Consider the following 24,275-nt stretch of genomic DNA (forward strand, 5'->3'; position numbering starts at 1 on the left):
CCGATGACCAGTTTATATGACATGACGCTAAGATGAATCGCAAAACAAAAACGCCACGTAAAAACGTGGCGTTTTCAGGTAAAGACCAGGTTATGAGCGCTTCATCATCTCGAAAAAGTCGTCATTAGTTTTGGTCATCGCCAGTTTGTTAATGAGGAATTCCATCGCGTCAATTTCACCCATCGGATGGATGATTTTACGCAGGATCCACATTTTCTGCAGCTCTTCCTGAGTGGTGAGCAGCTCTTCTTTACGGGTACCGGAACGGTTGTAGTCGATAGCCGGGAAGACACGTTTTTCAGCGATCTTACGCGAAAGATGCAGCTCCATGTTACCGGTACCTTTAAACTCTTCGTAGATAACTTCGTCCATCTTGGAACCGGTATCGATCAGCGCCGTCGCGATGATCGTCAGGCTACCGCCCTCTTCCACGTTACGCGCCGCGCCGAAGAAACGCTTCGGACGATGCAGGGCGTTAGCGTCCACACCACCGGTCAATACTTTACCGGAAGCCGGCACCACGGTGTTGTAGGCACGCGCCAGACGGGTGATGGAGTCGAGCAGAATGATAACGTCTTTCTTGTGTTCAACCAGACGTTTCGCCTTCTCGATAACCATTTCAGCAACCTGAACGTGGCGGGATGCCGGTTCGTCAAAGGTAGACGCAACCACTTCGCCTTTCACCAGACGCTGCATCTCGGTTACTTCTTCCGGACGTTCGTCAATCAGCAGCACCATCAGCACGCAGTCTGGGTGGTTATACGCGATGCTCTGCGCGATGTTCTGCAGCAGCATGGTTTTACCCGCCTTCGGCGGCGCGACAATCAGACCGCGCTGGCCGCGACCGATCGGCGAAGCCAGATCCAGAACGCGTGCCGTTAAGTCTTCGGTAGAACCGTTACCACGCTCCATACGCAGACGAGAGTTTGCGTGCAGCGGGGTTAAGTTCTCAAAGAGGATTTTGTTACGGGCGTTTTCCGGTTTGTCGTAGTTAACTTCGTTAACTTTCAACAGCGCAAAATAGCGTTCACCTTCTTTCGGCGGGCGAATCTTACCAGAAATGGTATCACCAGTGCGGAGGTTGAAACGGCGGATTTGGCTGGGGGAAACGTAGATATCATCAGGACCGGCGAGGTAGGAGCTGTCTGCAGAACGGAGGAAACCAAATCCATCCTGCAATATCTCCAGCACACCGTCGCCAAAGATATCTTCGCCACTCTTTGCGTGCTGCTTCAGGATGGCAAAAATAATGTCCTGCTTGCGCATACGGGCCAGGTTTTCCAGCCCCATACTTTCGCCGAGAGTGATCAGCTCAGAAACCGGCGTATTCTTTAATTCGGTAAGATTCATAATGGTGTGAGTTCTTAAACTTGGGGTAAATCTCGAACTTAATGTTGTGAATGGTATGGCAGGGTCATCCATGCCTGTTTACGGCTATCAACTCATGTCTGTTCGCTGTCTGGTCACAGGAAAGTACGCAGAACTGAAACGACAAGACGGAATGAGCGAAGAGCCAGGAATCTTTCCACTTCTCGTGCGAGAAAAAACGGGAAGTGACGGATAAAACCAGATTCAAACTTAATAAGGTATGTTTAATTCGAAGTCAATACTAACTTAGCACGACTCAGACCGGGCGTCCAGAGATCCTGACAATTTAAGAATAACGTAAGGACAACAGACGCCACGAAACTGCCTGATACCTTAATCATTCGTCGAATGACAGACGCCTGACCATACAGCGCCTTTGTCATTCGACGTATAAAAGGTATTACGCCAGATTGGCGTCGAGAAACTCTTTCAACTGACCTTTAGACAGTGCGCCTACTTTGGTTGCCGCCACTTCGCCGTTTTTAAACAGCAGCAGAGTCGGAATACCGCGGATGCCATATTTAGGCGCAGTACCTGGGTTCTGGTCAATGTTCAGTTTGGCAACGGTCAATTTGCCCTGATATTCGTCAGCGATTTCATCCAGAATCGGAGCGATCATTTTACACGGCCCGCACCACTCTGCCCAGAAATCAACGAGGATAGCCCCGTCCGCTTTGAGTACATCCGTGTCAAAACTGTCGTCAGTCAGGTGAATAATTTTATCGCTCATATATAACTCCACAGGAATAAGCCTGGCGTGTTGGTGTAGCATTAACCAACGAGGTGCTGATGTTAACTTCGCCAACAAAGGTTGACTTTATTTCACCGGATACGCTTTCGTAAAGCAATAGTAAGCTGATATTCTACCACACTATGAGCAAAACACATTTAACAGAACAGAAGTTTTCCGACTTCGCCCTGCACCCACAGGTGGTTGAAGCCCTTGAAAAAAAAGGGTTTTATAATTGTACGCCCATTCAGGCACTGGCCCTTCCGCTAACGCTGGCGGGTCGTGACGTTGCAGGGCAGGCGCAAACCGGTACCGGGAAAACGATGGCGTTTCTGACGTCAACGTTTCATTATTTACTTTCTCATCCCGCGATCGACGATCGCAAGGTGAACCAGCCGCGCGCGCTGATCATGGCGCCGACGCGTGAATTAGCCGTACAAATTCACGCAGACGCGGAGCCGTTGGCGCAAGCGACAGGCTTAAAATTAGGCCTGGCTTACGGCGGCGATGGTTACGACAAGCAGCTTAAAGTGCTGGAAAGCGGCGTTGATATTCTTATTGGTACGACGGGCCGACTGATCGACTACGCCAAACAAAACCACATTAACCTCGGCGCCATTCAGGTCGTCGTACTCGATGAAGCCGATCGCATGTACGATTTGGGCTTTATTAAAGATATCCGCTGGCTGTTCCGTCGTATGCCGCCGGCTGCGCAGCGTCTGAACATGTTGTTCTCCGCCACCCTGTCTTATCGGGTTCGCGAGCTGGCGTTTGAACAGATGAACAACGCCGAATATGTTGAAGTGGAACCGGAGCAAAAGACCGGCCACCGCATTAAAGAAGAGCTTTTCTACCCCTCTAATGAAGAGAAAATGCGTTTACTGCAAACGCTGATCGAAGAAGAGTGGCCGGATCGCGCCATTATTTTCGCCAACACCAAGCATCGTTGCGAAGATATCTGGGGACATCTGGCGGCAGATGGCCATCGTGTTGGTCTGCTGACCGGTGACGTCGCGCAGAAAAAGCGCCTGCGGATTCTGGATGAGTTCACCCGCGGCGATCTGGATATTCTTGTGGCGACCGATGTCGCGGCGCGCGGGTTGCATATCCCCGCCGTAACGCACGTCTTTAACTACGATCTGCCAGATGATTGTGAAGACTATGTTCACCGTATCGGTCGTACCGGTCGCGCTGGCGCCAGCGGACATTCCATCAGCCTGGCTTGCGAAGAGTATGCGCTGAATCTGCCCGCCATTGAGAGCTATATCGGCCACTCGATTCCGGTCAGCAAATACAATCCGGAAGCGCTCATGAACGATCTACCCAAGCCGTTGCGCCTGACGCGTTCGCGTCCTGGCAATGGTCCGCGCCGCGCTGGCGCTCCGCGTAATCGTCGTCGTTCAGGTTAAGAAAAGTTATGCCATACACAAAATCATTTAGCCTGTATCAAGGCGGCAAGAAAACAAATCCCGATGAGCTTAGGAAGAGTACGCAGCCAACACGGATACAGGTTGAAGGATGAAGTGTATGAATTCCACCTCGTTGTATGCCGCTATTGATCTCGGTTCCAATAGTTTTCATATGCTGGTCGTGCGCGAGGCGGCGGGAAGCATCCAGACGCTGACCCGAATAAAACGCAAGGTGCGTCTGGCCGCGGGTCTGAACAACGACAACCACCTTTCAGCCGAAGCGATGGAACGCGGCTGGCAATGCCTGCGTCTGTTTGCTGAACGTTTGCAGGATATTCCGCAGCCGCAAATCCGCGTGGTTGCCACCGCAACATTGCGTCTCGCCGTCAATGCAGGGGAATTTATCGCGAAAGCGCAGACTATCCTTGGTTGTCCGGTGCAGGTTATCAGCGGCGAAGAAGAGGCGCGGCTAATTTATCAGGGGGTCGCTCATACCACCGGCGGCGCAGATCAGCGGCTGGTGGTGGATATCGGCGGCGCCAGCACTGAACTGGTTACCGGCACTGGCGCGCAAACCACGTCGCTGTTTAGCCTGTCGATGGGCTGCGTAACGTGGCTTGAACGCTATTTTAGCGATCGTAATCTGGCGCAAGAAAACTTTGATGATGCGGAGAAGGCCGCGCGCGATGTACTGCGTCCGGTCGCCGATGAACTGCGTTTTCATGGCTGGAAGGTCTGCGTGGGTGCCTCCGGCACCGTACAGGCATTGCAGGAAATCATGATGGCGCAGGGGATGGACGAGCGCATTACGCTCGCCAAACTGCAGCAGCTAAAACAACGCGCGATACAGTGCGGGCGTCTGGAAGAGCTGGAAATCGAAGGCCTGACGCTGGAACGCGCGCTGGTTTTCCCAAGTGGGCTGGCTATTCTGATCGCGATATTTACCGAGCTGAACATCCAGAGCATGACGCTGGCAGGCGGCGCGTTACGCGAAGGGCTGGTGTATGGGATGTTGCATCTGGCGGTAGATCAGGATATCCGCAGCCGCACGCTGCGAAACATTCAGCGTCGGTTTATCGTCGATACCGATCAGGCGAACCGCGTAGCGAAGCTGGCAGATAACTTCCTCAAACAGGTAGAAAATGCCTGGCATATTGAGCCTATCAGTCGTGAACTGTTGCTTAGCGCTTGCCAGTTGCATGAGATCGGTCTGAGCGTTGATTTTAAACAGGCGCCCTATCATGCCGCCTATTTAGTACGCCATTTGGATCTGCCTGGCTATACGCCCGCGCAGAAAAAGTTGCTCGCCACCCTCTTACTGAATCAGACCAATCCGGTCGATCTATCTTCGCTTCATCAGCAAAACGCGGTACCGCCCCGTGTTGCGGAACAGCTATGCCGTTTGCTGCGCCTGGCGATTCTTTTTGCCGGTCGCCGTCGTGACGATCTGGTACCAGAAATTACGCTACAGGCGCTAAATGAAAATCTGACGTTAACCTTGCCTGGCGACTGGCTGGCGCATCACCCGCTGGGTAAAGAGTTGATTGATCAGGAAAGCCAGTGGCAAAGCTATGTACACTGGCCGCTGGACGTTCGCTAACCGTAGTCTGATTGCCGGATGGCGCTTCGCTTATCCGGCCTACGATTTCGCTCGCTTTGCCGCCATCATGGCTTTCAGATTAGCCAGGTGACTTTGCCCTTTTTGCATTCGCTCCTCAGCGCTTACCACTTTGCGCTCCTGCTCCCAGATTAAATCATCCTGCGGCAGTTCTAACAGGAAGCGACTGGGTTCCGGGCGCACCAGTTCCCCATACTGACGGCGCTCTTTACATAATGTAAAGGTGAGCTCTTTCTGCGCGCGAGTGATCCCGACATAGGCCAGCCGACGCTCTTCCTCAATGTTATCTTCGTCAATGCTGCTTTGATGCGGCAAAAATCCTTCTTCCATTCCCACCATATAGACATACGGGAACTCCAGTCCTTTCGATGCATGAAGCGTCATCAACTGTACCTGATCCAGCTCTTCTTCGCTCTCGCCGCGCTCCATCATATCGCGCAGCGTAAAGCGTGTAACCACCTGGGTCAGCGTCATCGGCTCATCGAGTTCGTTGCCTTCCAGCATCTCAGTCATCCAGCTAAAGAGCTGGTTAACGTTTTTCATACGCATTTCCGCCGCTTTGGGGCTCGGCGAGGTTTCGTACAACCAGGATTCATAGTCAATACCGTGGATGAGATCGCGCACGGCGGCGACAGGCTCGCGTTCGGCCAGACGCTGGATTTCCCCCAGCCAGTGGGTAAAACGCGTCAATGAATCGTAACCACGTCCGGTCAGCTTTTGGCTAAGCCCCATATCAAAGCTGGCGGTAAACAGGCTTTTATTACGCGTCATTGCCCATTCACCCAGTTTTTGCAGAGTGGCCGGACCGATTTCGCGTTTTGGCGTATTCACGATGCGCAGGAAAGCGCTGTCATCATCCGGGTTGGTCAACACCCGCAGGTAGGCCAGCAGGTCTTTAATCTCCGGACGGGAGAAAAATGAGGTGCCGCCGGAAATTTTGTACGGAATACGGTTCTGCATGAGGAATTTTTCAAATACCCGCGACTGATGATTCCCGCGATACAGAATGGCGTAATCCTTGTACTGGGTCTTGTTCACAAAGTGATGGGCAATCAGTTCGCCGGTAACGCGCTCAGCTTCATGCTCTTCATTGTTTGCGCTTAACACTTTGAGTTCCGCGCCGTAACCGAGCTCGGAAAAGAGGCGCTTTTCAAAGACGTGCGGATTGTTGGCGATGAGAATATTCGCCGCTTTCAGGATGCGGCCCGAAGAACGATAGTTTTGCTCCAGTTTAATCACCTGCAGCGCCGGAAAGTCTTGGCTCAGTAACACCAGGTTTTGCGGACGCGCCCCGCGCCAGGAGTAGATAGACTGATCGTCATCGCCTACGACCGTAAAGCGCGCGCGTTGCCCGACCAGCAGCTTAACCAACTCATACTGGCTGGTGTTAGTATCCTGATATTCATCCACCAGCAGATAACGAATTTTATTCTGCCAGCGCTCGCGCACCTCGTCATTGCGTTGCAGCAGCAGCGTCGGCAGCAAAATCAAATCATCAAAATCGAGAACGTTACATGCCTTCATATGGGCGTCGTAAAGCCCGTAGCAGTGGGCAAAAATACGATCGCGTTCGCCTTTCGCCCCGGCCGCCGCCTGCGCAGGCGTTTTGAGATCGTTTTTCCAGTTGGAGATCGTGGAGATCAGCTGTTGCAACAGAACCTTGTCGTCTTCGATCAGGCCTTCGGTCAGCTCTTTGAGCAAGGCGACCTGGTCGGTATCGTCAAACAATGAAAAGTTCGATTTCATCCCCAGCGCAGCGTACTCGCGCTTAATAATATCCAGCCCTAGCGTATGAAAAGTGGAGATCATCAAACCGCGCGCTTCCTTACGGCCGAGCGTCTGCCCGACGCGTTCTTTCATTTCGCGCGCCGCTTTATTGGTAAACGTCACCGCCGCAATATGCCGGGCCTGATAGCCGCATCCGCGGATCAGGTGGGCGATTTTATTGGTAATTACGCGAGTTTTACCAGAACCCGCTCCTGCCAGCACCAGGCAGGGTCCGGTGACGAATTCGACAGCGTGTTGTTGGCCGGGATTTAAACGCATGGGAATAGTGCTCAATCTTCGAACGGGGGAGGGATTGTAGCAGAAAGCGAGGCCCAGAGAAGACCAGGCTGCTTTTTCAGGCAGCCTGGAAAAGGTCAATCAGCAGGCTCTGGCGGCAAGCGGCGTATAGCCATTACGCTGTGCGCTCTTGATCCAACTGTAAGAACCCATTAGCGCGATCGCCGTCAGCAGAACATACTCAAGCGACATCGCATAAACGCCCTGTACTGCATAGATCACGACGCTAATTACATCAATAATCACCCACAGCAGCCAGTTTTCCACGTACTTGCGGGTCATCAGCACCATCGCCGCAATCGACAACACCAGCATGGTGGAATCCCAGAACGGGAACGCGTCCGGCTGGAGTTCAGGCATCGCCACCTGCATACCTATCGTTTGCAGCAGAGCGAGCATAACGCGGGTCAACATAGCGAAGACCGGATCGATAAACCACGTCATCAGCAGAATGGCGATAATACATATGCCCCCCAACCTCCATGTTTGTTGACGAGAAAGCCAGCGTACTTTCAGAGCGGCTTCCCGGGCGTCATTCTGCCGGCTCCATGCGTACCAGCCGTAAATATTCGCCGCAAAGAAAAACACCTGAAGTAGCAAGCTGGCATACAGTTGAATCTGAAAAAAGATGGCGGCAAACAGAGTGACGTTAATCAAACCAAACAGGTAATTAATGATTTTTTCCCGGCTGGCGCACCAGATGCACAATAAGCCAAAGACGGTGCCGATAGCCTCAATCCACGACAGCGCATACCCTCCCTCGCCGAGAGGAATGTTGACCATTACATTGTTAATGATGAAAAAGTCCATCATTGCTCTCCTTGCAAACTATCGAAATAAATGGCCTGAAGCGCCAAAGAAATCTGGCGCTCTTCACCTTGCTGGCACAAGGTTTCCTGCTGAACATAATGGTTAATGCTGCTCTCCAGACAGCCACTATGCGCGACGACCACGTTTAGCAACGACGCGGTACGCAGCCCACGTAACGCCCCCACCACCATCAGCGCGGCGGTTTCCATATCCGCGCCGAGAACTCCCCTGGCCGACCATTCGGCATCCAGTTCAGCTTCGCGATCGGTATAAAAACTGTCATGGCTGCGCACCAGCCCGCAAACGGCAGAGATGTTCATCTGTTTCGCCTGCTGTATCAGCGTGGCGGTAAGATACGGGTCCGCACAGGCCGGATAACTGGCGGGCGCATAGGTTTTGCTGGCACCGTCGTCAGCCACCGCGCCGTGGGCGATGATCACATCGCCCAACGCCAGCGAGTCCTGCAACGCGCCGCAACTACCGATACGGATTAGCGTGTTGACGCCAACCTGGCGTAACTCCTCAATGGCGATAGCGGTTGACGGTCCGCCGATTCCCGTGGAGAGCACGACTATTTCAACCCCCTGGTACCAACCGCGCGCCGCGCGAAACTCCCGGTTTTGCCCCAGAATCTCAGCCTTATCAAGAAAACGGGCGATTCTATCCACCCGCCCGGGATCGCCGGGCAAAAGCGCATATTTCGCGCGGGTCATGCTTGTGTTAAGCCGAATATGGGGTTGCATCTCCCGTCTCCTTATTGTTCTGAGAGGTTCAGATTTCCGCCTCCTGTTTGAGTTTTTCAGGAGCCAGTAAAATGATCCCCTCACCGTCGGTATCGATAATGTTCAGCGATTTCAGATCGTGCAGTATCCGGTTGATACTGCGCGTCGTCGCCGCAAATTCCTGACCAAGATTCTGCTTATCAAGCAAAATAGTGGTTGATTCATATTGTTGATAACGCAGCCATAATGCCTGGCATACGCGTTGATGCAGCGAGTACAAATTGTCGCTACTGGCCTTTTTCGACAACTGGTAATACTGTTGGCTGAAAAACCGCAGCATTCGCTGGTTAAAGTGGTTATCCAGCGCCAGCCAGCGGCAAAAATGCGCTTGCGGCAGGCTGAGTAGCTGTACATTGCCGACGGCTACGACAGAACAGATGTAATGCCGCGACTCAAATATCTCTAGCTCGCCCAGCATATCTCCTTTGCCATAACGCGCCTGCCGGTAACGGCGTCCATCTTCAGCTTCGTAAAAAACATCCACTTCGCCGGCCACAATGAGTGAAAATTGCTGGCATATTTCTCCCTGGCGGCAGATAAGCGCGCCGCGGGAAATGTCGTCAAATCGCCAGCACTGCATGATTTCCAACGGGCAGTATTTGAGTAATTCATAGAGCACTGGGTCGCGTACAACCTGGCGTAGCCCTAAAAGCCAGTCGTCTGGAAATTCTGCGTTTTTCATTATGTTCATGGTATCTCGCCCCTTGTCAGAAAGGACAGGACCGCCGTCCCGCGCATCCGAAATACGCCCGCTAAAAATGCCGCTTATCTCCCGGTTCATTAAATCAGGCGGGACATCTGTCCTGTAATGGCGAAGAGTATATGTCTGACGGCCTAAGGAGTGATAAAGTGACGGCCAATCTTTGCGACGTGAGAACTCAATAATGGCAAAAATGGCAGCAGCACTGCATATTCTTGTAAAAGAAGAGAAACTGGCTTTAGATCTTCTGGAGCAAATTAAAAACGGCGGCGATTTTGAGAAGCTGGCGAAGAAGCATTCTATCTGCCCATCCGGTAAAAAAGGCGGTCATTTAGGCGAATTTCGTCAGGGCCAGATGGTTCCGGCATTCGATAAAGTAGTATTTTCCTGCCCGGTACTGGAGCCAACCGGCCCGCTGCATACCCAGTTCGGTTACCACATCATTAAAGTATTGTATCGCAAATAAAAAGCCGGGTAGCGGCTACGCCTTACCCGGCCTACATCGTCTGCTTGATTTTGTAGGTCGGGTAAGCGCTAGCGCCACCCGACAAGGTATATCAACCCGCTACCGCAATACGCTTCATATCCGTCATATAGCCGCGCAGTTTCTTACCTACCTGCTCAATCGCATGACTACGAATCGCATCGTTCACGTCGCGAAGCTGTGCGTTGTCTACCGCGCCTTCCGGGATAGCACTACCCAGATCGCCCGGTTGCAATTCCGCCATAAACGGTTTCAGCAGCGGTACGCAAGCGTAAGAGAACAGGTAGTTACCGTATTCTGCGGTATCGGAGATAACCACGTTCATTTCGTACAGACGCTTACGGGCGATGGTGTTGGCGATCAGCGGCAGTTCGTGCAGTGATTCGTAGTAAGCGGACTCTTCGATGATGCCGGAATCGACCATGGTTTCGAACGCCAGCTCAACGCCCGCTTTCACCATCGCAATCATCAGCACGCCTTTATCGAAGTACTCCTGCTCGCCGATTTTACCTTCAAACTGCGGTGCGGTTTCGAACGCGGTTTTGCCGGTCTCTTCACGCCAGGTCAGCAGTTTCTTATCGTCGTTAGCCCAGTCAGCCATCATGCCGGAAGAGAATTCGCCGGAGATGATGTCATCCATGTGTTTCTGGAACAGCGGTGCCATGATCTCTTTCAATTGCTCGGACAGCGCGTAAGCACGCAGTTTCGCCGGGTTAGACAGACGGTCCATCATCAGAGTGATGCCGCCCTGCTTCAGCGCTTCGGTGATGGTTTCCCAGCCGAACTGAATCAGTTTTTCGGCGTATGCCGGGTCGGTGCCTTCTGCCACCAGCTTGTCGAAACACAGCAGAGAACCGGCCTGCAGCATACCGCACAGAATAGTCTGCTCGCCCATCAGGTCAGATTTCACTTCCGCAACGAAAGAAGATTCCAGTACGCCCGCACGGTGACCGCCGGTGGCCGCAGCCCAGGCTTTCGCAATCGCCATGCCTTCGCCTTTCGGGTCGTTTTCCGGGTGAACGGCGATCAGCGTCGGCACGCCGAAACCACGTTTGTACTCTTCGCGCACTTCGGTGCCCGGACACTTCGGCGCCACCATCACCACGGTGATGTCTTTACGGATCTGCTCGCCCACTTCCACGATGTTGAAGCCGTGTGAATAGCCCAGCGCCGCGCCGTCTTTCATCAGCGGCTGTACGGAGCGCACCACGTCGGAGTGCTGTTTGTCTGGCGTCAGGTTAACCACCAGGTCAGCCTGCGGGATCAGCTCTTCGTAGGTACCCACTTTGAAGCCGTTTTCGGTCGCTTTACGCCAGGAAGCACGCTTCTCAGCAATGGCTTCTTTACGCAGGGCGTAGGAAATATCCAGACCGGAGTCACGCATGTTCAGGCCCTGGTTCAACCCCTGAGCGCCACAGCCGACGATGACCACTTTTTTACCCTGCAGGTAGCTCGCGCCATCGGCGAATTCGTCGCGGCCCATAAAGCGACATTTACCCAGCTGCGCCAGCTGCTGGCGCAGATTCAGTGTATTAAAGTAGTTAGCCATGATGGTGTACTCCGTGATGTTGTGTTGTCGCGCTTATTGTTCGGTTTACAGATTGCTATCTGTGCGAATGAACCCACATTACAACAGGAAATTTATTGCGGAAATTGATATATTCACAACGTTATGTTGCGGTTTATGCAACGTCAAAAACCGGAGGTCTGTCTGTGGATTTACGCGATCTAAAAACCTTCCTGCATCTGGCGGAAAGCCGCCACTTTGGCCGCAGCGCGCGGGCGATGCACGTCAGCCCCTCCACGCTCTCCCGGCAGATTCAGCGGCTGGAAGAAGATCTCGGCCAGCCGCTGTTTGTGCGCGATAACCGCACGGTCACGCTGACCGAAGCGGGTGAAGAGCTGCGAGTGTTTGCCCAACAGACGCTTTTGCAATATCAGCAGTTGCGCCATACCCTCGATCAGCAGGGGCCGTCCCTTTCCGGCGAACTCCATATCTTCTGTTCAGTGACCGCGGCGTACAGTCACCTGCCGCCGATCCTCGACCGCTTCCGCGCCGAACATCCCTCGGTGGAAATTAAGCTCACCACCGGCGACGCCGCCGATGCGATGGACAAAGTGGTCACTGGCGAGGCCGATCTGGCGATTGCCGGTAAGCCGGAAACGCTGCCTGGCGCGGTGGCGTTTTCGATGCTGGAAAATCTGGCGGTAGTGCTGATCGCCCCGGCGCTGCCCTGCCCGGTGCGCAATCAGGTGTCGGTCGATAAGCCCGACTGGTCGACGGTGCCGTTTATCATGGCCGATCAGGGGCCGGTACGCCGCCGCATTGAGCTGTGGTTTCGCCGCCATAAAATCAGCAATCCGCAGATTTACGCCACCGTCGGCGGTCATGAAGCGATGGTTTCAATGGTGGCGCTGGGCTGCGGCGTGGCGCTGCTGCCGGAAGTGGTGCTGGAAAACAGCCCGGAACCGGTGCGCAACCGGGTGATGATTTTAGAACGCAGCGATGAAAAAACGCCGTTTGAGCTTGGCGTCTGCGCGCAAAAAAAGCGGCTGCATGAGCCGCTAATTGATGCGTTCTGGAAAATTGTTCAGGGTTGATAAGGTAACAAAATGCGCACAAAAATAATGCTGTTATCTGCACTGGTAGCGATATGCTTCAGCGTACAGGCTAAACCGACGGGCATTACCGTACAGGATGTAAAGCATCTGGCGTTAAAGCAGTGCCTTGTTGATAACTATCATAAACGCATTCCGCCGGATGCTTTTTATGCTCCAGGCCATGATATGTCGTTTTTAGTTAAAACCTACGCGTTAGATAATGCCGGGAAATGGAAACCATTCCTTAAATTCGTCGCCAAAGAAACAGAAGGCTTTGACCGCTTAACGATGGCGCTCCACCCCGATAGCGCTAAAGACGCTAATAACGTGCTGGAGCGGTGTATGGCATTTTATGAATCGGACAAATTAGATAAATACGTTCGAGAGACAGTGATGAAATAACAAGAGTCGGCTTATGCTCCCAAAAAACAGTAAGACTGCGCGTATCTTTAAGGAGCCCCATGCTGCTATGGGCGGAAATTCAGGCAACTATGTCCGTGCAGAAGTAGAATTTGATTCTACGAAGCGAAAACTCTTACCGATAAAAGGGTATCGACCCGACATTGTCATACCGTCCCTCACGGATGAATATTGGGGCATCACCTTTGTCGAAGGAGAAATTGAACTTTTTGATTTCCCTTTCATTGTTAGCCTGGCTTTCACATTCAATGATGAGCATTATCTCCAGATCAGGGAAAATCAGTTATTTGTTATAATGGAAGGGCCTCACCAGGTAGGTAAAGGGCGATTCCTGGAAATACACTTTATCCCGAAAAATGTTAATACATAACGGCAATCTTTTATAAATCCGCCGGGTTCACCTGCTTCATGGTTTCCACCGTCATCAGCCACTGGTACAGCGGCTCCAACTGTTGGAAACTCTCGGCCAGCCGTGTGACCAGATCGGCATGGAAGAGTTTTTCTACGTCATTATCCGTCACCATCACGGCAAACGTTTTACGCTGATACCAGTCGGGTATCGCCGGGTCGAGATCTTTGGCCAGCAGCCGCTTATAGCTTTCCCCCACCAGCTCAAACGGCGGGCTGCAGCATTCGGCAACCTGTAAAAACGCATCAGGCCGCTTCCTCAACGTATGGCGAAACAGATCCATCGTAGATTTGCTGGCGCTGTAGTAACCCAACCCATAGCGTAGAGTATCGGGGCTGATTTCAAAAAAGTAGGCTGGCGCATCGATCCAGTTTTTAGCTGAACGCTTAAAGGTCAGCCACATCCGGCTGCGGTACAGCGATTTGTCGTGCGAGAAACGGGTATCGCGGTGAATACGCGACAGGGTTTTACCGATGGCGGGTCGGGTTTCCAGCAGTGGATCGATTTCCAGCATCGCTGGAGCAAGGTCGTCCACCAGCGCGCGGAATGGAGTCAGAAGGCTTCTTTCGTAGATAAAGCGGTGCTCATCGAACCAAGCTTTGTCGTTCTCAATACAAACCTGCTGAAGAAAATTGAGCCCTTCTTGTGCAAATCCCTGAAAGCGTCCAGCCATCTTTTTGCCCTTACTCATAGCGATCGTCAGTTTATTATCCCACTCCCTGACGCGCCGTCTATGCAGATGACCGGAAGGAGACATTTCTTCCGGTCATCACTATTCCTACCCCGCCAGAAAGAACCGGAACGCCGGGTTATTGCTCTCATCATGGCATTCATAGCCCAGCTCATGCAGCCGGGTTTCGAAATCCGGCTCATGATCGCCTAACTCGAACGCCGCCAGCACGCGGCCATAATCGGTACCGTGGCTGCGGTAATGGAATAACGAAATATTCCAGTGCGTGCCAAGCGTATGCAGGAATTTGAGCAACGCGCCGGGCGACTCCGGAAATTCGAAACTATACAAACGCTCCTGTAATGGCTTGGAGGGGCGTCCGCCGACCATATAGCGCACATGCAGCTTCGCCATTTCATCGTCGGAGAGATCCACTACGCTATAACCGCCGTCGCACAGTTGGGTGATAATCTCTTTTCGCTCCTCCAGCCCCTGACTGACGCGGACGCCGACAAAAATACAGGCATTTTTCGCGTCGGCAAAACGGTAGTTAAATTCAGTGACCATACGCCCGCCAAGCAACTGGCAGAATTTGAGGAAGCTCCCCTTTTCTTCCGGAATGGTCACCGCCAGTAACGCTTCGCGCTGTTCCCCCAGCTCGCAGCGTTCAGACACATAGCGCAAGCCGTGGAAGTTGACGTTGGCACCGGAAAGGACGTGCGCCAGGCGTTCGCCGCGAATATTGTGCTGGGCGATATATTTTTTCATCCCCGCCAGCGCCAGCGCGCCAGACGGCTCCGCCACCGCACGCACATCTTCAAACAGGTCTTTCATCGCCGCGCAGATCGCGTCGCTATCGACGGTTACGATGTCGTCAAGATACTCCCGGCACAGGCGGAAGGTTTCGTCGCCGATGCGTTTTACCGCCACGCCTTCAGCAAACAACCCAACGCGCGGGAGATCCACTGGATGACCGGCTTCCAACGCCGCTTTCAGGCAGGCGGAATCCTCCGCTTCGACGGCAATCACTTTGATTTGCGGCATCAATTGTTTGATCAGTACCGCTACGCCAGCCGCCAGGCCGCCGCCGCCAACCGGCACAAAGACACGATCGAGATGCGAATCCTGCTGAAGCAGTTCCAGCGCCAGCGTGCCCTGCCCGGCGATCACCATTGGGTGATCAAACGGCGGCACCCAGGTAAAACCCTGCTGCTGCGCCAGCTCAATAGCTTTCGCTTTCGCTTCATCAAAATTAGCGCCGTGCAACAGCACTTCGCCGCCAAAACCGCGTACCGCATCGACTTTAATATCCGCCGTTGCTTTTGGCATGACGATCAGAGACTTCACGCCAAGCCGCGCGGAGGAGAACGCCACGCCCTGTGCATGGTTCCCCGCCGACGCGGTAATCACGCCGTGGGCTTTTTGTTCTTCGGTCAATCCGGCCATCATCGCGTAAGCGCCGCGCAGCTTAAAGCTATGTACCGGCTGCCGGTCTTCGCGTTTGACGAGAATAACGTTATCCAGACGTGACGAGAGCTTTTCCATTTTTTGCAGCGGCGTCACCTGCGCCGCTTCGTATACTGGCGCGCGTAGCACCGCGCGCAGATACTCCGCCCCTTCCGGCGCGACTGACAGAGGTTGAGATTCCGCCATCATCAACCTCCCAGTTTCGATTTATCGCGCACCGCGCCTTTATCGGCGCTGGTCGCCAGGCTGGCGTAGGCACGCAGGGCAAACGAAACCTGACGCTGACGATTTTTCGGCGTCCAGGCTTTGTCGCCACGAGCTTCTTGCGCCTCGCGGCGTGCGGCGATTTCAGCCTCGCTCAACTGCAACTGAATGCTGCGGTTCGGGATATCAATCGCAATGGTGTCGCCATCTTCAATCAGCGCAATAGTGCCGCCGCTGGCCGCTTCCGGCGAGACGTGGCCGATGGAAAGACCCGAAGTACCGCCGGAAAAACGCCCATCGGTGATGAGCGCGCAGGCTTTGCCCAGCCCCATCGACTTCAGGAAACTGGTCGGATAGAGCATTTCCTGCATTCCCGGCCCGCCTTTCGGCCCTTCGTAGCGGATCACGACTACATCGCCTTCCACTACTTTGCCGCCGAGAATCGCCTCTACCGCGTCGTCCTGGCTTTCATACACTTTCGCCGGGCCGGTGAATTTAAGGATGCTGTCATCCACGCCCGCGGTTTTAACGATGCAGCCGTTTTCGGCGAAGTTGCCATACAGCACCGCCAGACCGCCGTCTTTGCTATAGGCATATTCCAGCGAGCGGATGCAACCCGCTGCGCGGTCGTCATCCAGCGAATCCCAGCGACAATCCTGCGAGAATGCCTGGGTAGTACGGATACCGGCAGGGCCAGCACGGAACATTTTTTTAACCGCTTCGTCCTGCGTAACCGTGATGTCGTACTGTTCCAGCGTTTGTGGCAGCGTCAGGCCTAATACGTTTTTCACGTTGCGGTTCAGCAGCCCGGCGCGATCCAGCTCGCCTAAAATACCCAGCACACCGCCGGCACGGTGAACGTCTTCCATATGGTATTTCTGGGTACTTGGCGCCACTTTACACAACTGCGGCACCTTGCGGGACAGCTTGTCGATATCACTCATGGTGAAGTCGATTTCCGCTTCCTGCGCCGCCGCCAGTAGATGCAGAACGGTATTGGTCGAACCGCCCATCGCAATATCCAGCGTCATGGCGTTTTCAAACGCGGCTTTGCTGGCGATGTTACGCGGCAGTGCACTTTCGTCATCCTGTTCGTAATAGCGTTTAGTCAGTTCAACAATCCGCTTACCGGCATTGAGGAACAACTGCTTCCGGTCAGCATGGGTCGCCAGCAGCGAACCGTTGCCCGGCTGCGACAGGCCCAGCGCTTCGGTCAGGCAATTCATGGAGTTAGCGGTAAACATGCCGGAGCAGGAGCCGCAGGTTGGACAGGCGGAGCGCTCCACCTGGTTACTTTGATCGTCAGAGACTTTCGGGTCCGCTCCCTGAATCATGGCATCAACCAGATCGAGCTTGATGATCTGATCGGACAGTTTGGTTTTCCCGGCTTCCATCGGTCCGCCGGAAACAAAGATCACCGGAATATTCAGGCGCAGCGAGGCCATGAGCATCCCTGGGGTGATTTTGTCGCAGTTGGAGATACACACCATCGCGTCAGCGCAGTGAGCGTTCACCATGTACTCCACGGAGTCGGCGATCAGCTCGCGCGACGGCAGTGAATAGAGCATACCCCCGTGCCCCATGGCGATCCCGTCATCCACGGCAATAGTGTTGAACTCCTTCGCCACCCCGCCGGAAGCTTCAATCTGTTCGGCGACCAGCTTACCGAGATCGCGCAGATGAACGTGACCCGGCACAAACTGAGTGAATGAGTTCACCACGGCGATAATCGGTTTGCCAAAATCACTGTCGGTCATTCCGGTGGCGCGCCACAGCGCGCGGGCACCCGCCATATTACGACCATGGGTGGTGGTGGCGGAACGGTACTTAGGCATGCTTTATTTACTCCCCATCTTTTCCCTTCATACTTCACGCCACAGGTGCGTTGGCTGCCTCACTCACCCCAGTCACTTACTACAGTAAGCCCTGGGGATTCGCTGCGTTGCCGCCTTCCTGTGACGCAAATTATTTTGGGAAAATATTAATTTTATTTATTATGAATTTACCGGATCCAACCAGCCCCATTTATCCTCGGTTTCTCCAGTGAAGAGACCAAAGAAGGCTTGTTGAATACGCTTGGTAACAGGGCCGCAACGGCCTTCACCTACCTGGATACCATCAACGCTGCGTACCGGAGTAATTTCTGCCGCGGTTCCGGACATAAACACTTCGTCGGCCAGATACAGCGATTCACGGGACAGCACCTGCTCGCGCACTTCAATACCCAGCTCTTTCGCCAGTTTGATGATCGCGTCGCGAGTAATGCCTGGCAGCGCGGAAGAGGTAAACGGCGGAGTAAACAGCACGCCATCTTTTACCTCAAACAGGTTTTCGCCTGCGCCTTCGGAGATATAGCCGTTTACATCCAGGGCGATGCCTTCCTGATAGCCGTGGCGGCGCGCTTCGCTACCCACCAGCAGTGAGGAAAGATAGTTCCCGCCCGCTTTCGCGGCGGTCGGAATGGTGTTCGGCGCAGCGCGATTCCAGGAAGAAACCATCGCATCGATCCCCTGATCCAGCGCTTCGGCGCCCAGGTATGCCCCCCACGGGAACGCGGCGATGATGACGTCAGTGGTGTATCCCGGGGGCGGGTTAACGCCCATACCGACATCGCCTACAAATACCAACGGACGGATATAGGCGCTGGTCAGATTATTTTTACGAATTACGTCGCGGCAGGCTTCCATCAGCTCATCAATACTCTGGGAAACCGGAAAACGATAAATCTTTGCTGAGTCGCGCAGGCGCTGCATATGTTCACGATGACGAAACACTACCGGGCCTTTGTGAGAGTCGTAGCACCGAATCCCTTCAAATACCGACGTACCGTAGTGCAGCGCGTGAGACATTACGTGAACCTTCGCGTCTTCCCAGCGCACCATCTCGCCATTGAACCAAATGTAATCAGCTTTTTTCGTCGTCATTTTTCTTCCTTTTGCGCTCAGGCGCGGATTTGTTGTGATGTGGCAGCGCTCTGGCAGATTGCGACATGCGCAACATCTACCAGTTTACTTAACTGACTAAACAGTAAGTCGACCGACCGGGGACTGGCAACGGTCAATTCAATATTTATATTCTGCGCATCGGTCGCGGCTTCCATATTCATGGAGCACACCTGAAAACCACGATGGCGCACCACGCGTAAAACACGTTCTAAGGTTTCTGGATTAAAGCGTGCCGATACATTGACCTGATGTTGCATCATGATAATTTCTCCAGCATTTCAGAGTTACTGGCGCCAGGCGGCACCAACGGCCAGACATTTTCAAGTTCGTCGATTGAGACGTGAAGCAGGTACGGCCCTTCGCTTGCCAACATCGTGTCGAGTGCCGCTTCAACCTGGTCTTTACGAGTAATGTGCTGGCCTGGAATGCCGAAGGCGCTGGCCAGCATGAGGAAATCGGGGTTATCGGTCAGGGTGGTTTCGCTATATCGCTCCTGGAAAAACAGTTGCTGCCATTGTCGAACCATCCCTAACCGCTGGTTGTCGAGTAAGACTATCTTCAACGGTAACTGCTTGCGTTTTACGGTGCCCAACTCCTGAACATTCATCATGAAGGAGCCGTCACCGGAGATACAGATAACGGTATCATTCGGTCGCGCTACCTGTGCGCCAACGGCCGCCGGTAAGCCGAATCCCATCGTCCCCAGACCGCTGGAAGTGATGAAGTTCTCCGGGCGGGTGTAAGTCATATGCTGGGCTGACCACATCTGATGCTGCCCAACATCCGTCGTCACCACACTGTCTGCGGGTTTGCGTTCCGACAATTGCTTCAACAACAACGGCGCATAGATAGTCTCGCCAGGATGGTCATAGCGCCAGGCGTGTTCTGCGCGCAGCTCTGCACAGGACTGACGCCATGCGTCGATCTTCAGCGGTTGCTGTAATGCCGGCAACAGCGAATTTAAATCGCCCTGCAACGCGACGTGTGCCTGACGCAGTTTGTTCATTTCCGCCGGGTCGATATCCATATGGATTACGCTGGCGTTCGGCGCAAACGTATTCAGCTTACCGGTCACCCGGTCATCAAAACGTGCACCAACGGCGATCAGTAAATCACACTCTTGCACCGCGAAATTAGCCGCTTTAGTACCGTGCATTCCCAGCATGCCCAGATAGTACGGATAATCAGCTTCAACAGCCCCCAGCCCTTTCAGCGTGCAGGTAACTGGCATTTGCGTTACCGCGATAAATTTACGCAGCGCCGGAACCGCCTGCGCCATACCAACTCCACCGCCGACGTACAGCATGGGTTTTTTCGCCTGTTCCAGCATCTGGCGCGCCTGTTCCACATCAGCCTGCGGGAATGTCGCTTCGTTAGCAACGGTAGTGAACCAGGGCTCCAGCGCTCCGCTGGCTAACTGGATATCTTTCGGGATATCCACCAGAACCGGGCCAGGACGACCAGCGTTGGCGACTTCAAAAGCCTCCGCCATGATACGAGGCAGCTCTGCCAGCGACTGCACCAGGAAGCTGTGTTTGGTACAGGCCAGCGACAGGCCTAACACATCCACCTCCTGGAACGCATCAGTGCCGATGAACGGGGCGGAAACCTGACCCGTGATCGCGACGACGGGGACCGAATCTAACAACGCATCCGCCAGGCCAGTGATCAGGTTAGTGGCGCCAGGGCCGGAAGTGGCGATACAAACACCGGTTTTGCCGGTAGAACGGGCATAACCGATTGCCGCCATTGCCGCACCCTGTTCGTGTCGGCACAACAAATGCTCCACACCACCGTCATACAACGCGTCGTAAACCGGCATAATTGCTCCGCCAGGATAACCAAATACGGTTTTCACCCCCTGCGCTCGCAAAGCATGTACCACCCACTGTGCCCCGTTCATAGTTACATCCCCGTCGTAAATCTTGAGAAACAGAATTTTATGCTGTTATTCACGTTCTGCTCCTCGCTTAAGTTTTTCAGGCCAAAAAAAAACCCCCGGACCTTTCGGTGCGGGGGTCTTAGTTCGTTAAGGCTTGATTTCTAAGCCTTTCCTCGTCCAAGTGCAGCCCCGCACGGTGGGATAATAATCACCACCACGCTAATCACGACCAGGCTAATCACTCGTAGAAGGGCTGTCATTTTTGTCTATTCTTGCATCTTGTTCGAAGGAATACCTAAAGAGTTACCATAGGTTTTGCCAATAGCACAAGATATTTTTTTAACCACGTTTCAGATAATGCAGGTGAATGCCTACAAGGGCTTTGTTTTTTATAAGAAAAATTAGCAACTGAAAAATTTTCACGTTTTCCTCCCCCTTTTGGCGCACTCTACACCCTGTTTTCCTTCTTTTCGCTTCTGCGAGCGTTCTTCCAGTTTGATGTTTCTTACCTGAAAATGACGCCAAAATTCAGGAAGCGGCCGCTAAAAAACAAAAAGTCAGTAATTCGATTTTCTCTTCTATTCCGCATAATCCACGTAACAGGAGGGATTATGTCACTGGCGATTGTTCATACCCGCGCCGCACTTGGCGTCAATGCGCCGCCTATCACTATAGAGGTGCATATCAGTAATGGATTACCGGGACTAACCATGGTTGGCCTACCGGAAACCACGGTAAAAGAGGCGCGTGACCGGGTACGTAGTGCGATTATTAATAGCGGATATGAATTTCCGGCTAAAAAAATAACCATTAACCTTGCTCCAGCCGATCTACCGAAAGAGGGCGGAAGGTATGACCTGCCTATTGCTGTTGCGCTTCTGGCCGCGTCTGAGCAGCTTACAGCGTCGAATCTTGAGGCATATGAGCTGGTGGGTGAGTTAGCGCTTACAGGCGCATTACGCGGCGTTCCTGGCGCAATATCAAGTGCAACGGAAGCCATCAGGGCCGGCAGAAATATTATCGTCGCAACAGAGAACGCGGCGGAGGTTGGGCTTATCAGCAAAGAAGGATGTTTTATCGCCGATCATCTACAAACCGTCTGCGCCTTTCTGGAAGGGAAACACGCCCTGGAAAGACCTTTAGCTCAGGATATGGCATCGCCTACCGCAACTGTCGATCTTCGCGATGTGATCGGTCAGGAGCAGGGTAAACGCGGCCTGGAGATTACAGCGGCAGGGGGACATAATCTGCTATTGATCGGCCCGCCGGGTACGGGTAAAACCATGTTGGCCAGTCGACTGAGCGGGATTCTTCCACCATTAAGCAATGAAGAAGCATTGGAAAGCGCCGCGATCCTCAGTCTGGTTAATGCCGATACGGTACAAAAACGATGGCAGCAACGCCCCTTTCGCTCACCTCATCATAGCGCCTCACTTACTGCTATGGTCGGCGGCGGCGCAATACCCGCCCCAGGAGAGATATCGCTGGCGCACAACGGAATTTTGTTCCTTGATGAATTGCCTGAATTTGAACGACGCACACTGGATGCGCTACGTGAACCTATAGAATCCGGTCAAATTCATTTATCCCGTACCAGAGCGAAAATAACGTACCCTGCCAGGTTCCAGTTAATCGCCGCAATGAATCCCAGCCCGACCGGACATTATCAGGGAAACCATAATCGCTGCACACCAGAACAGACACTACGTTACCTTAATCGGTTGTCAGGCCCGTTTCTTGATCGTTTTGACCTTTCGCTTGAGATACCGCTTCCTCCGCCCGGGATTCTTAGCCAACATGCCTCAAAGGGTGAGAGCAGCGCTACGGTAAAAAAGCGGGTCATCGCCGCCCATGAACGGCAGTACCGACGCCAGAAGAAGTTAAACGCGCGTCTGGAGGGTCGCGAAATCCAAAAATATTGTGTTTTGCATCACGATGACGCCCGCTGGCTTGAAGACACGCTGGTGCATCTTGGTTTATCCATTCGCGCCTGGCAGCGTTTACTAAAAGTGGCCAGAACCATTGCCGACATAGAACTGGCTGACCAGATCTCGCGTCAGCATTTGCAGGAGGCGGTAAGCTATCGGGCGATAGACAGGTTGTTAATTCATTTGCAAAAGCTGCTGGCGTAAAAAAAGGGCATTACGCCCTTTTTATTAATCATCAGCTTCGGTGTAGTCTTCTGCGCCTTCAACTTGCGGCTTGCCGCCAGACAAGGTGTGGAAGCGTTTTGGACGCTTGATACGCGTCATATACTTGGACCAGACGCGTTCTGCATCCGTTACCGGCTCACGTTCACCGCGGCATACCGCTACAAACAGCTTCTCTTCTTCAGTCACAGGCTCACGCTTGCCAAGATCCAGATCATTAAAGGCATGACCATGACGCTCAAGCAGTTGTGCCTCTTTAATCGTGAAATCACCGTGACGAGAGAATCCACGTGGATAATGTTTATTGTCAAAATATCGATTAGTCGTCGTAAAGCTTTCCGCCATCCTGCACGCTCCTAATTCTTTGTCTGAGCTATTTATGGCGCGGAGTATTAGTTACGCTTGACAGAGTGTAAAACAAAACATTTAAATCATAACGACAAATAATTTTGTGGAGAGCACAGTGGATACGGAATTGTTAAAAACTTTCCTGGAAGTTAGCCGGACACGCCATTTCGGGCGGGCCGCAGAAGCACTTTACCTGACGCAATCCGCGGTGAGCTTTCGTATCAGGCAACTGGAGAATCAACTGGGCGTAAACCTTTTTACGCGGCACAGAAACAATATCCGTTTAACCACGGCTGGCGAAAAACTTTTACCGTATGCGGAAACGCTGATGAATACGTGGCAGGCGGCACGTAAAGAGGTGGCGCATACCTCACGCCATAACGAGTTTTCCATCGGCGCCAGCGCGTCTTTATGGGAGTGTATGCTTAACGCCTGGCTGGGGCGACTGTACCAACTACAGGAGCCGCAAAGCGGCCTGCAATTCGAAGCCAGAATCGCTCAACGGCAATCGCTTGTGAAGCAACTTCATGAACGCCAGCTTGATCTCCTCATTACTACCGAAGCGCCCAAAATGGATGAGTTCAGCAGTCAGCTGTTAGGGCACTTCACTTTGGCGTTATATTGCAGCAGCCCTGCCCGTAAGAAATCAGAACTCAATTATCTGCGGCTGGAGTGGGGCCCAGACTTCCAACAGCATGAAACCGGGTTGATCGCAGCAGATGAAGTGCCGGTATTAACAACCAGCTCAGCCGAACTCGCCCGACAGCAGCTTAGCGCATTAAATGGCTGTAGCTGGCTTCCTGTAAACTGGGCAAATGAAAAGGGCGGATTACATACCGTTGCCGACAGCGCAACGCTTTCACGGCCGCTATACGCCATTTGGCTGCAAAACAGCGATAAATACTCGCTGATCTGCGATCTGTTAAAAACGGATGTGCTGGATGAACAATGAAAATGATGAAAAGAAAAAGAAGGGAACTTACGATTACCTGATCAGATAATCAGGTAATTTCAGGCAAAAAAAAAATCCTTAGCAGATGCTAAGGATTATTTCTGGCAGGGGCGGAGAGACTCGAACTCCCAACACCCGGTTTTGGAGACCGGTGCTCTACCAATTGAACTACGCCCCTAATTAGGGTGGCGGAACGGACGGGACTCGAACCCGCGACCCCCTGCGTGACAGGCAGGTATTCTAACCAACTGAACTACCGCTC

Annotated in this window: 25 protein-coding genes and 1 tRNA gene; 8 read left to right on the top strand and 18 right to left on the bottom strand. The window is 53.2% G+C overall.

Annotation, left to right across the window (positions count from 1 at the left end; translation table 11 throughout):
* Window positions 1-90 precede the first annotated feature (90 nt).
* The 3 genes from rho to trxA all read right to left on the bottom strand — a co-directional run bounded on the left by rho (window position 91) and on the right by trxA (window position 2,098).
* Entirely contained in the window at window positions 91-1,350 is a 1,260-nt protein-coding gene (rho, locus tag ACLJRH_RS23405; protein ID WP_001054532.1) for a transcription termination factor Rho, read from the bottom strand.
* Window positions 1,351-1,437: 87 nt separating this feature from the next.
* Window positions 1,438-1,521, bottom strand: a complete 84-nt coding sequence (locus ACLJRH_RS23410) for a rho operon leader peptide (protein ID WP_134820045.1) — start codon at window positions 1,519-1,521, stop codon at window positions 1,438-1,440.
* Between the two features lie 247 nt (window positions 1,522-1,768).
* Window positions 1,769-2,098, bottom strand: coding sequence for a thioredoxin TrxA (trxA, locus tag ACLJRH_RS23415; protein ID WP_001280776.1), 330 nt, complete (start codon window positions 2,096-2,098; stop codon window positions 1,769-1,771).
* A gap of 143 nt (window positions 2,099-2,241) precedes the next feature.
* Here trxA and rhlB point away from each other — a divergent pair, with 143 nt between their 5' ends.
* Both rhlB and gppA read left to right on the top strand, forming a co-directional pair.
* Window positions 2,242-3,507 (top strand): ATP-dependent RNA helicase RhlB, encoded by a 1,266-nt coding sequence (rhlB, locus tag ACLJRH_RS23420; protein ID WP_000047525.1) that lies wholly within the window; start codon window positions 2,242-2,244, stop codon window positions 3,505-3,507.
* Between the two features lie 118 nt (window positions 3,508-3,625).
* Complete coding sequence (gppA, locus tag ACLJRH_RS23425) at window positions 3,626-5,107, top strand: guanosine-5'-triphosphate,3'-diphosphate diphosphatase (protein ID WP_001089447.1); 1,482 nt, start codon at window positions 3,626-3,628, stop codon at window positions 5,105-5,107.
* A gap of 39 nt (window positions 5,108-5,146) precedes the next feature.
* On the opposite strand, the gene rep is transcribed toward gppA, so the two are convergent.
* The 4 genes from rep to ACLJRH_RS23445 form a co-directional block, all read right to left on the bottom strand.
* Window positions 5,147-7,171 carry a DNA helicase Rep gene (rep, locus tag ACLJRH_RS23430; protein WP_001238842.1) on the bottom strand — a complete coding sequence of 675 codons (2,025 nt, stop codon included), beginning with the start codon at window positions 7,169-7,171 and terminating at the stop codon, window positions 5,147-5,149.
* Between the two features lie 99 nt (window positions 7,172-7,270).
* Complete coding sequence (gene pnuC / locus ACLJRH_RS23435; protein ID WP_001543647.1) at window positions 7,271-7,999, bottom strand: nicotinamide riboside transporter PnuC; 729 nt, start codon at window positions 7,997-7,999, stop codon at window positions 7,271-7,273.
* Window positions 7,999-8,742 carry a nucleoside phosphorylase gene (locus ACLJRH_RS23440; protein WP_001182428.1) on the bottom strand — a complete coding sequence of 248 codons (744 nt, stop codon included), beginning with the start codon at window positions 8,740-8,742 and terminating at the stop codon, window positions 7,999-8,001. The genes pnuC and ACLJRH_RS23440 overlap by 1 nt, the downstream gene beginning before the upstream one ends.
* A 28-nt stretch (window positions 8,743-8,770) precedes the next feature.
* On the bottom strand, window positions 8,771-9,472 hold the full coding sequence (locus ACLJRH_RS23445) for a Crp/Fnr family transcriptional regulator (RefSeq protein WP_001024339.1): 702 nt from the start codon (window positions 9,470-9,472) through the stop codon (window positions 8,771-8,773).
* 193 nt (window positions 9,473-9,665) lie between these two features.
* Between ACLJRH_RS23445 and ppiC the strand changes: the two genes are divergently transcribed.
* A complete protein-coding gene (gene ppiC, locus ACLJRH_RS23450) occupies window positions 9,666-9,947 on the top strand; it encodes a peptidylprolyl isomerase PpiC (RefSeq protein WP_001096806.1) in 282 nt (93 codons plus the stop codon).
* A gap of 91 nt (window positions 9,948-10,038) precedes the next feature.
* Here the strand turns inward: ppiC and ilvC are convergent, their stop codons facing one another.
* A complete protein-coding gene (gene ilvC, locus ACLJRH_RS23455; protein ID WP_000024943.1) occupies window positions 10,039-11,514 on the bottom strand; it encodes a ketol-acid reductoisomerase in 1,476 nt (491 codons plus the stop codon).
* A 164-nt stretch (window positions 11,515-11,678) separates the two neighbouring features.
* Here ilvC and ilvY point away from each other — a divergent pair, with 164 nt between their 5' ends.
* The 3 genes from ilvY to ACLJRH_RS23470 are packed head-to-tail and all read left to right on the top strand — an operon-like array spanning window position 11,679 to window position 13,356.
* Window positions 11,679-12,566, top strand: coding sequence for an HTH-type transcriptional activator IlvY (gene ilvY / locus ACLJRH_RS23460; protein WP_001530887.1), 888 nt, complete (start codon window positions 11,679-11,681; stop codon window positions 12,564-12,566).
* A gap of 12 nt (window positions 12,567-12,578) precedes the next feature.
* Window positions 12,579-12,968 (top strand): hypothetical protein, encoded by a 390-nt coding sequence (locus tag ACLJRH_RS23465; protein WP_001259309.1) that lies wholly within the window; start codon window positions 12,579-12,581, stop codon window positions 12,966-12,968.
* Window positions 12,969-12,981: 13 nt separating this feature from the next.
* Window positions 12,982-13,356: a hypothetical protein gene (locus ACLJRH_RS23470; protein WP_000937043.1), complete on the top strand. Its 375-nt coding sequence runs from the start codon at window positions 12,982-12,984 to the stop codon at window positions 13,354-13,356.
* Window positions 13,357-13,366: 10 nt separating this feature from the next.
* Here ACLJRH_RS23470 and ACLJRH_RS23475 read toward each other — a convergent pair whose 3' ends face one another.
* From ACLJRH_RS23475 to ilvL, 8 genes are all read right to left on the bottom strand, one after another.
* Window positions 13,367-14,068, bottom strand: a complete 702-nt coding sequence (locus ACLJRH_RS23475) for a DUF2461 domain-containing protein (RefSeq protein ID WP_001609033.1) — start codon at window positions 14,066-14,068, stop codon at window positions 13,367-13,369.
* Between the two features lie 105 nt (window positions 14,069-14,173).
* Window positions 14,174-15,718, bottom strand: coding sequence for a threonine ammonia-lyase, biosynthetic (gene ilvA, locus ACLJRH_RS23480; protein ID WP_023137104.1), 1,545 nt, complete (start codon window positions 15,716-15,718; stop codon window positions 14,174-14,176).
* A 2-nt stretch (window positions 15,719-15,720) separates the two neighbouring features.
* On the bottom strand, window positions 15,721-17,571 hold the full coding sequence (gene ilvD / locus ACLJRH_RS23485; RefSeq protein ID WP_001127442.1) for a dihydroxy-acid dehydratase: 1,851 nt from the start codon (window positions 17,569-17,571) through the stop codon (window positions 15,721-15,723).
* 159 nt (window positions 17,572-17,730) lie between these two features.
* Window positions 17,731-18,660, bottom strand: a complete 930-nt coding sequence (gene ilvE / locus ACLJRH_RS23490) for a branched-chain-amino-acid transaminase (protein ID WP_000208528.1) — start codon at window positions 18,658-18,660, stop codon at window positions 17,731-17,733.
* A gap of 17 nt (window positions 18,661-18,677) precedes the next feature.
* The gene (gene ilvM / locus ACLJRH_RS23495; protein WP_000983260.1) at window positions 18,678-18,941 is read right to left on the bottom strand and encodes an acetolactate synthase 2 small subunit; all 264 of its coding nucleotides are present in this window, start codon (window positions 18,939-18,941) and stop codon (window positions 18,678-18,680) included.
* A complete protein-coding gene (ilvG, locus tag ACLJRH_RS23500) occupies window positions 18,938-20,584 on the bottom strand; it encodes an acetolactate synthase 2 catalytic subunit (RefSeq protein WP_001012553.1) in 1,647 nt (548 codons plus the stop codon). The genes ilvM and ilvG overlap by 4 nt, the downstream gene beginning before the upstream one ends.
* Before the next feature lie 2 nt (window positions 20,585-20,586).
* A complete protein-coding gene (gene ilvX, locus ACLJRH_RS23505) occupies window positions 20,587-20,637 on the bottom strand; it encodes a peptide IlvX (RefSeq protein ID WP_192930503.1) in 51 nt (16 codons plus the stop codon).
* Window positions 20,638-20,724: 87 nt separating this feature from the next.
* Entirely contained in the window at window positions 20,725-20,823 is a 99-nt protein-coding gene (gene ilvL, locus ACLJRH_RS23510) for an ilv operon leader peptide (protein ID WP_001311244.1), read from the bottom strand.
* Window positions 20,824-21,174: 351 nt separating this feature from the next.
* Here ilvL and ACLJRH_RS23515 point away from each other — a divergent pair, with 351 nt between their 5' ends.
* On the top strand, window positions 21,175-22,695 hold the full coding sequence (locus ACLJRH_RS23515) for a YifB family Mg chelatase-like AAA ATPase (RefSeq protein ID WP_023137106.1): 1,521 nt from the start codon (window positions 21,175-21,177) through the stop codon (window positions 22,693-22,695).
* A gap of 24 nt (window positions 22,696-22,719) precedes the next feature.
* Here ACLJRH_RS23515 and maoP read toward each other — a convergent pair whose 3' ends face one another.
* A complete protein-coding gene (maoP, locus tag ACLJRH_RS23520) occupies window positions 22,720-23,058 on the bottom strand; it encodes a macrodomain Ori organization protein MaoP (protein WP_000840996.1) in 339 nt (112 codons plus the stop codon).
* Window positions 23,059-23,164: 106 nt separating this feature from the next.
* On the opposite strand from maoP, the gene hdfR reads away from it, so the two are divergent.
* Window positions 23,165-24,013, top strand: coding sequence for an HTH-type transcriptional regulator HdfR (hdfR, locus tag ACLJRH_RS23525; protein WP_001541181.1), 849 nt, complete (start codon window positions 23,165-23,167; stop codon window positions 24,011-24,013).
* A 102-nt stretch (window positions 24,014-24,115) separates the two neighbouring features.
* Here hdfR and ACLJRH_RS23530 read toward each other — a convergent pair.
* Window positions 24,116-24,191 (bottom strand) — tRNA-Trp (locus tag ACLJRH_RS23530).
* Window positions 24,192-24,275: the final 84 nt, after the last annotated feature.

This window comes from Salmonella sp. SAL04162, from assembly GCF_046551535.1.
Taxonomy (GTDB): Bacteria; Pseudomonadota; Gammaproteobacteria; order Enterobacterales; family Enterobacteriaceae; genus Salmonella; species Salmonella enterica.

Bases quoted from the DNA above. Each gene is read 5' to 3' on its own strand.
- ACLJRH_RS23470 (WP_000937043.1), top strand. From the start codon at position 12,982: ATGCTCCCAAAAAACAGTAAGACTGCGCGTATCTTTAAGGAGCCCCAT.
- ilvD (WP_001127442.1), bottom strand. From the start codon at position 17,571: ATGCCTAAGTACCGTTCCGCCACCACCACCCATGGTCGTAATATGGCG.
- maoP (WP_000840996.1), bottom strand. From the start codon at position 23,058: ATGGCGGAAAGCTTTACGACGACTAATCGATATTTTGACAATAAACAT.
- ilvL (WP_001311244.1), bottom strand. From the start codon at position 20,823: ATGACAGCCCTTCTACGAGTGATTAGCCTGGTCGTGATTAGCGTGGTG.
- ilvM (WP_000983260.1), bottom strand. From the start codon at position 18,941: ATGATGCAACATCAGGTCAATGTATCGGCACGCTTTAATCCAGAAACC.
- rep (WP_001238842.1), bottom strand. From the start codon at position 7,171: ATGCGTTTAAATCCCGGCCAACAACACGCTGTCGAATTCGTCACCGGA.
- ilvG (WP_001012553.1), bottom strand. From the start codon at position 20,584: ATGAACGGGGCACAGTGGGTGGTACATGCTTTGCGAGCGCAGGGGGTG.
- ilvA (WP_023137104.1), bottom strand. From the start codon at position 15,718: ATGGCGGAATCTCAACCTCTGTCAGTCGCGCCGGAAGGGGCGGAGTAT.
- ACLJRH_RS23465 (WP_001259309.1), top strand. From the start codon at position 12,579: ATGCGCACAAAAATAATGCTGTTATCTGCACTGGTAGCGATATGCTTC.
- ilvE (WP_000208528.1), bottom strand. From the start codon at position 18,660: ATGACGACGAAAAAAGCTGATTACATTTGGTTCAATGGCGAGATGGTG.
- trxA (WP_001280776.1), bottom strand. From the start codon at position 2,098: ATGAGCGATAAAATTATTCACCTGACTGACGACAGTTTTGACACGGAT.
- ACLJRH_RS23475 (WP_001609033.1), bottom strand. From the start codon at position 14,068: ATGGCTGGACGCTTTCAGGGATTTGCACAAGAAGGGCTCAATTTTCTT.
- pnuC (WP_001543647.1), bottom strand. From the start codon at position 7,999: ATGGACTTTTTCATCATTAACAATGTAATGGTCAACATTCCTCTCGGC.
- ACLJRH_RS23440 (WP_001182428.1), bottom strand. From the start codon at position 8,742: ATGCAACCCCATATTCGGCTTAACACAAGCATGACCCGCGCGAAATAT.
- ppiC (WP_001096806.1), top strand. From the start codon at position 9,666: ATGGCAAAAATGGCAGCAGCACTGCATATTCTTGTAAAAGAAGAGAAA.
- ACLJRH_RS23445 (WP_001024339.1), bottom strand. From the start codon at position 9,472: ATGAACATAATGAAAAACGCAGAATTTCCAGACGACTGGCTTTTAGGG.
- rho (WP_001054532.1), bottom strand. From the start codon at position 1,350: ATGAATCTTACCGAATTAAAGAATACGCCGGTTTCTGAGCTGATCACT.
- ilvC (WP_000024943.1), bottom strand. From the start codon at position 11,514: ATGGCTAACTACTTTAATACACTGAATCTGCGCCAGCAGCTGGCGCAG.
- ACLJRH_RS23515 (WP_023137106.1), top strand. From the start codon at position 21,175: ATGTCACTGGCGATTGTTCATACCCGCGCCGCACTTGGCGTCAATGCG.
- gppA (WP_001089447.1), top strand. From the start codon at position 3,626: ATGAATTCCACCTCGTTGTATGCCGCTATTGATCTCGGTTCCAATAGT.
- rhlB (WP_000047525.1), top strand. From the start codon at position 2,242: ATGAGCAAAACACATTTAACAGAACAGAAGTTTTCCGACTTCGCCCTG.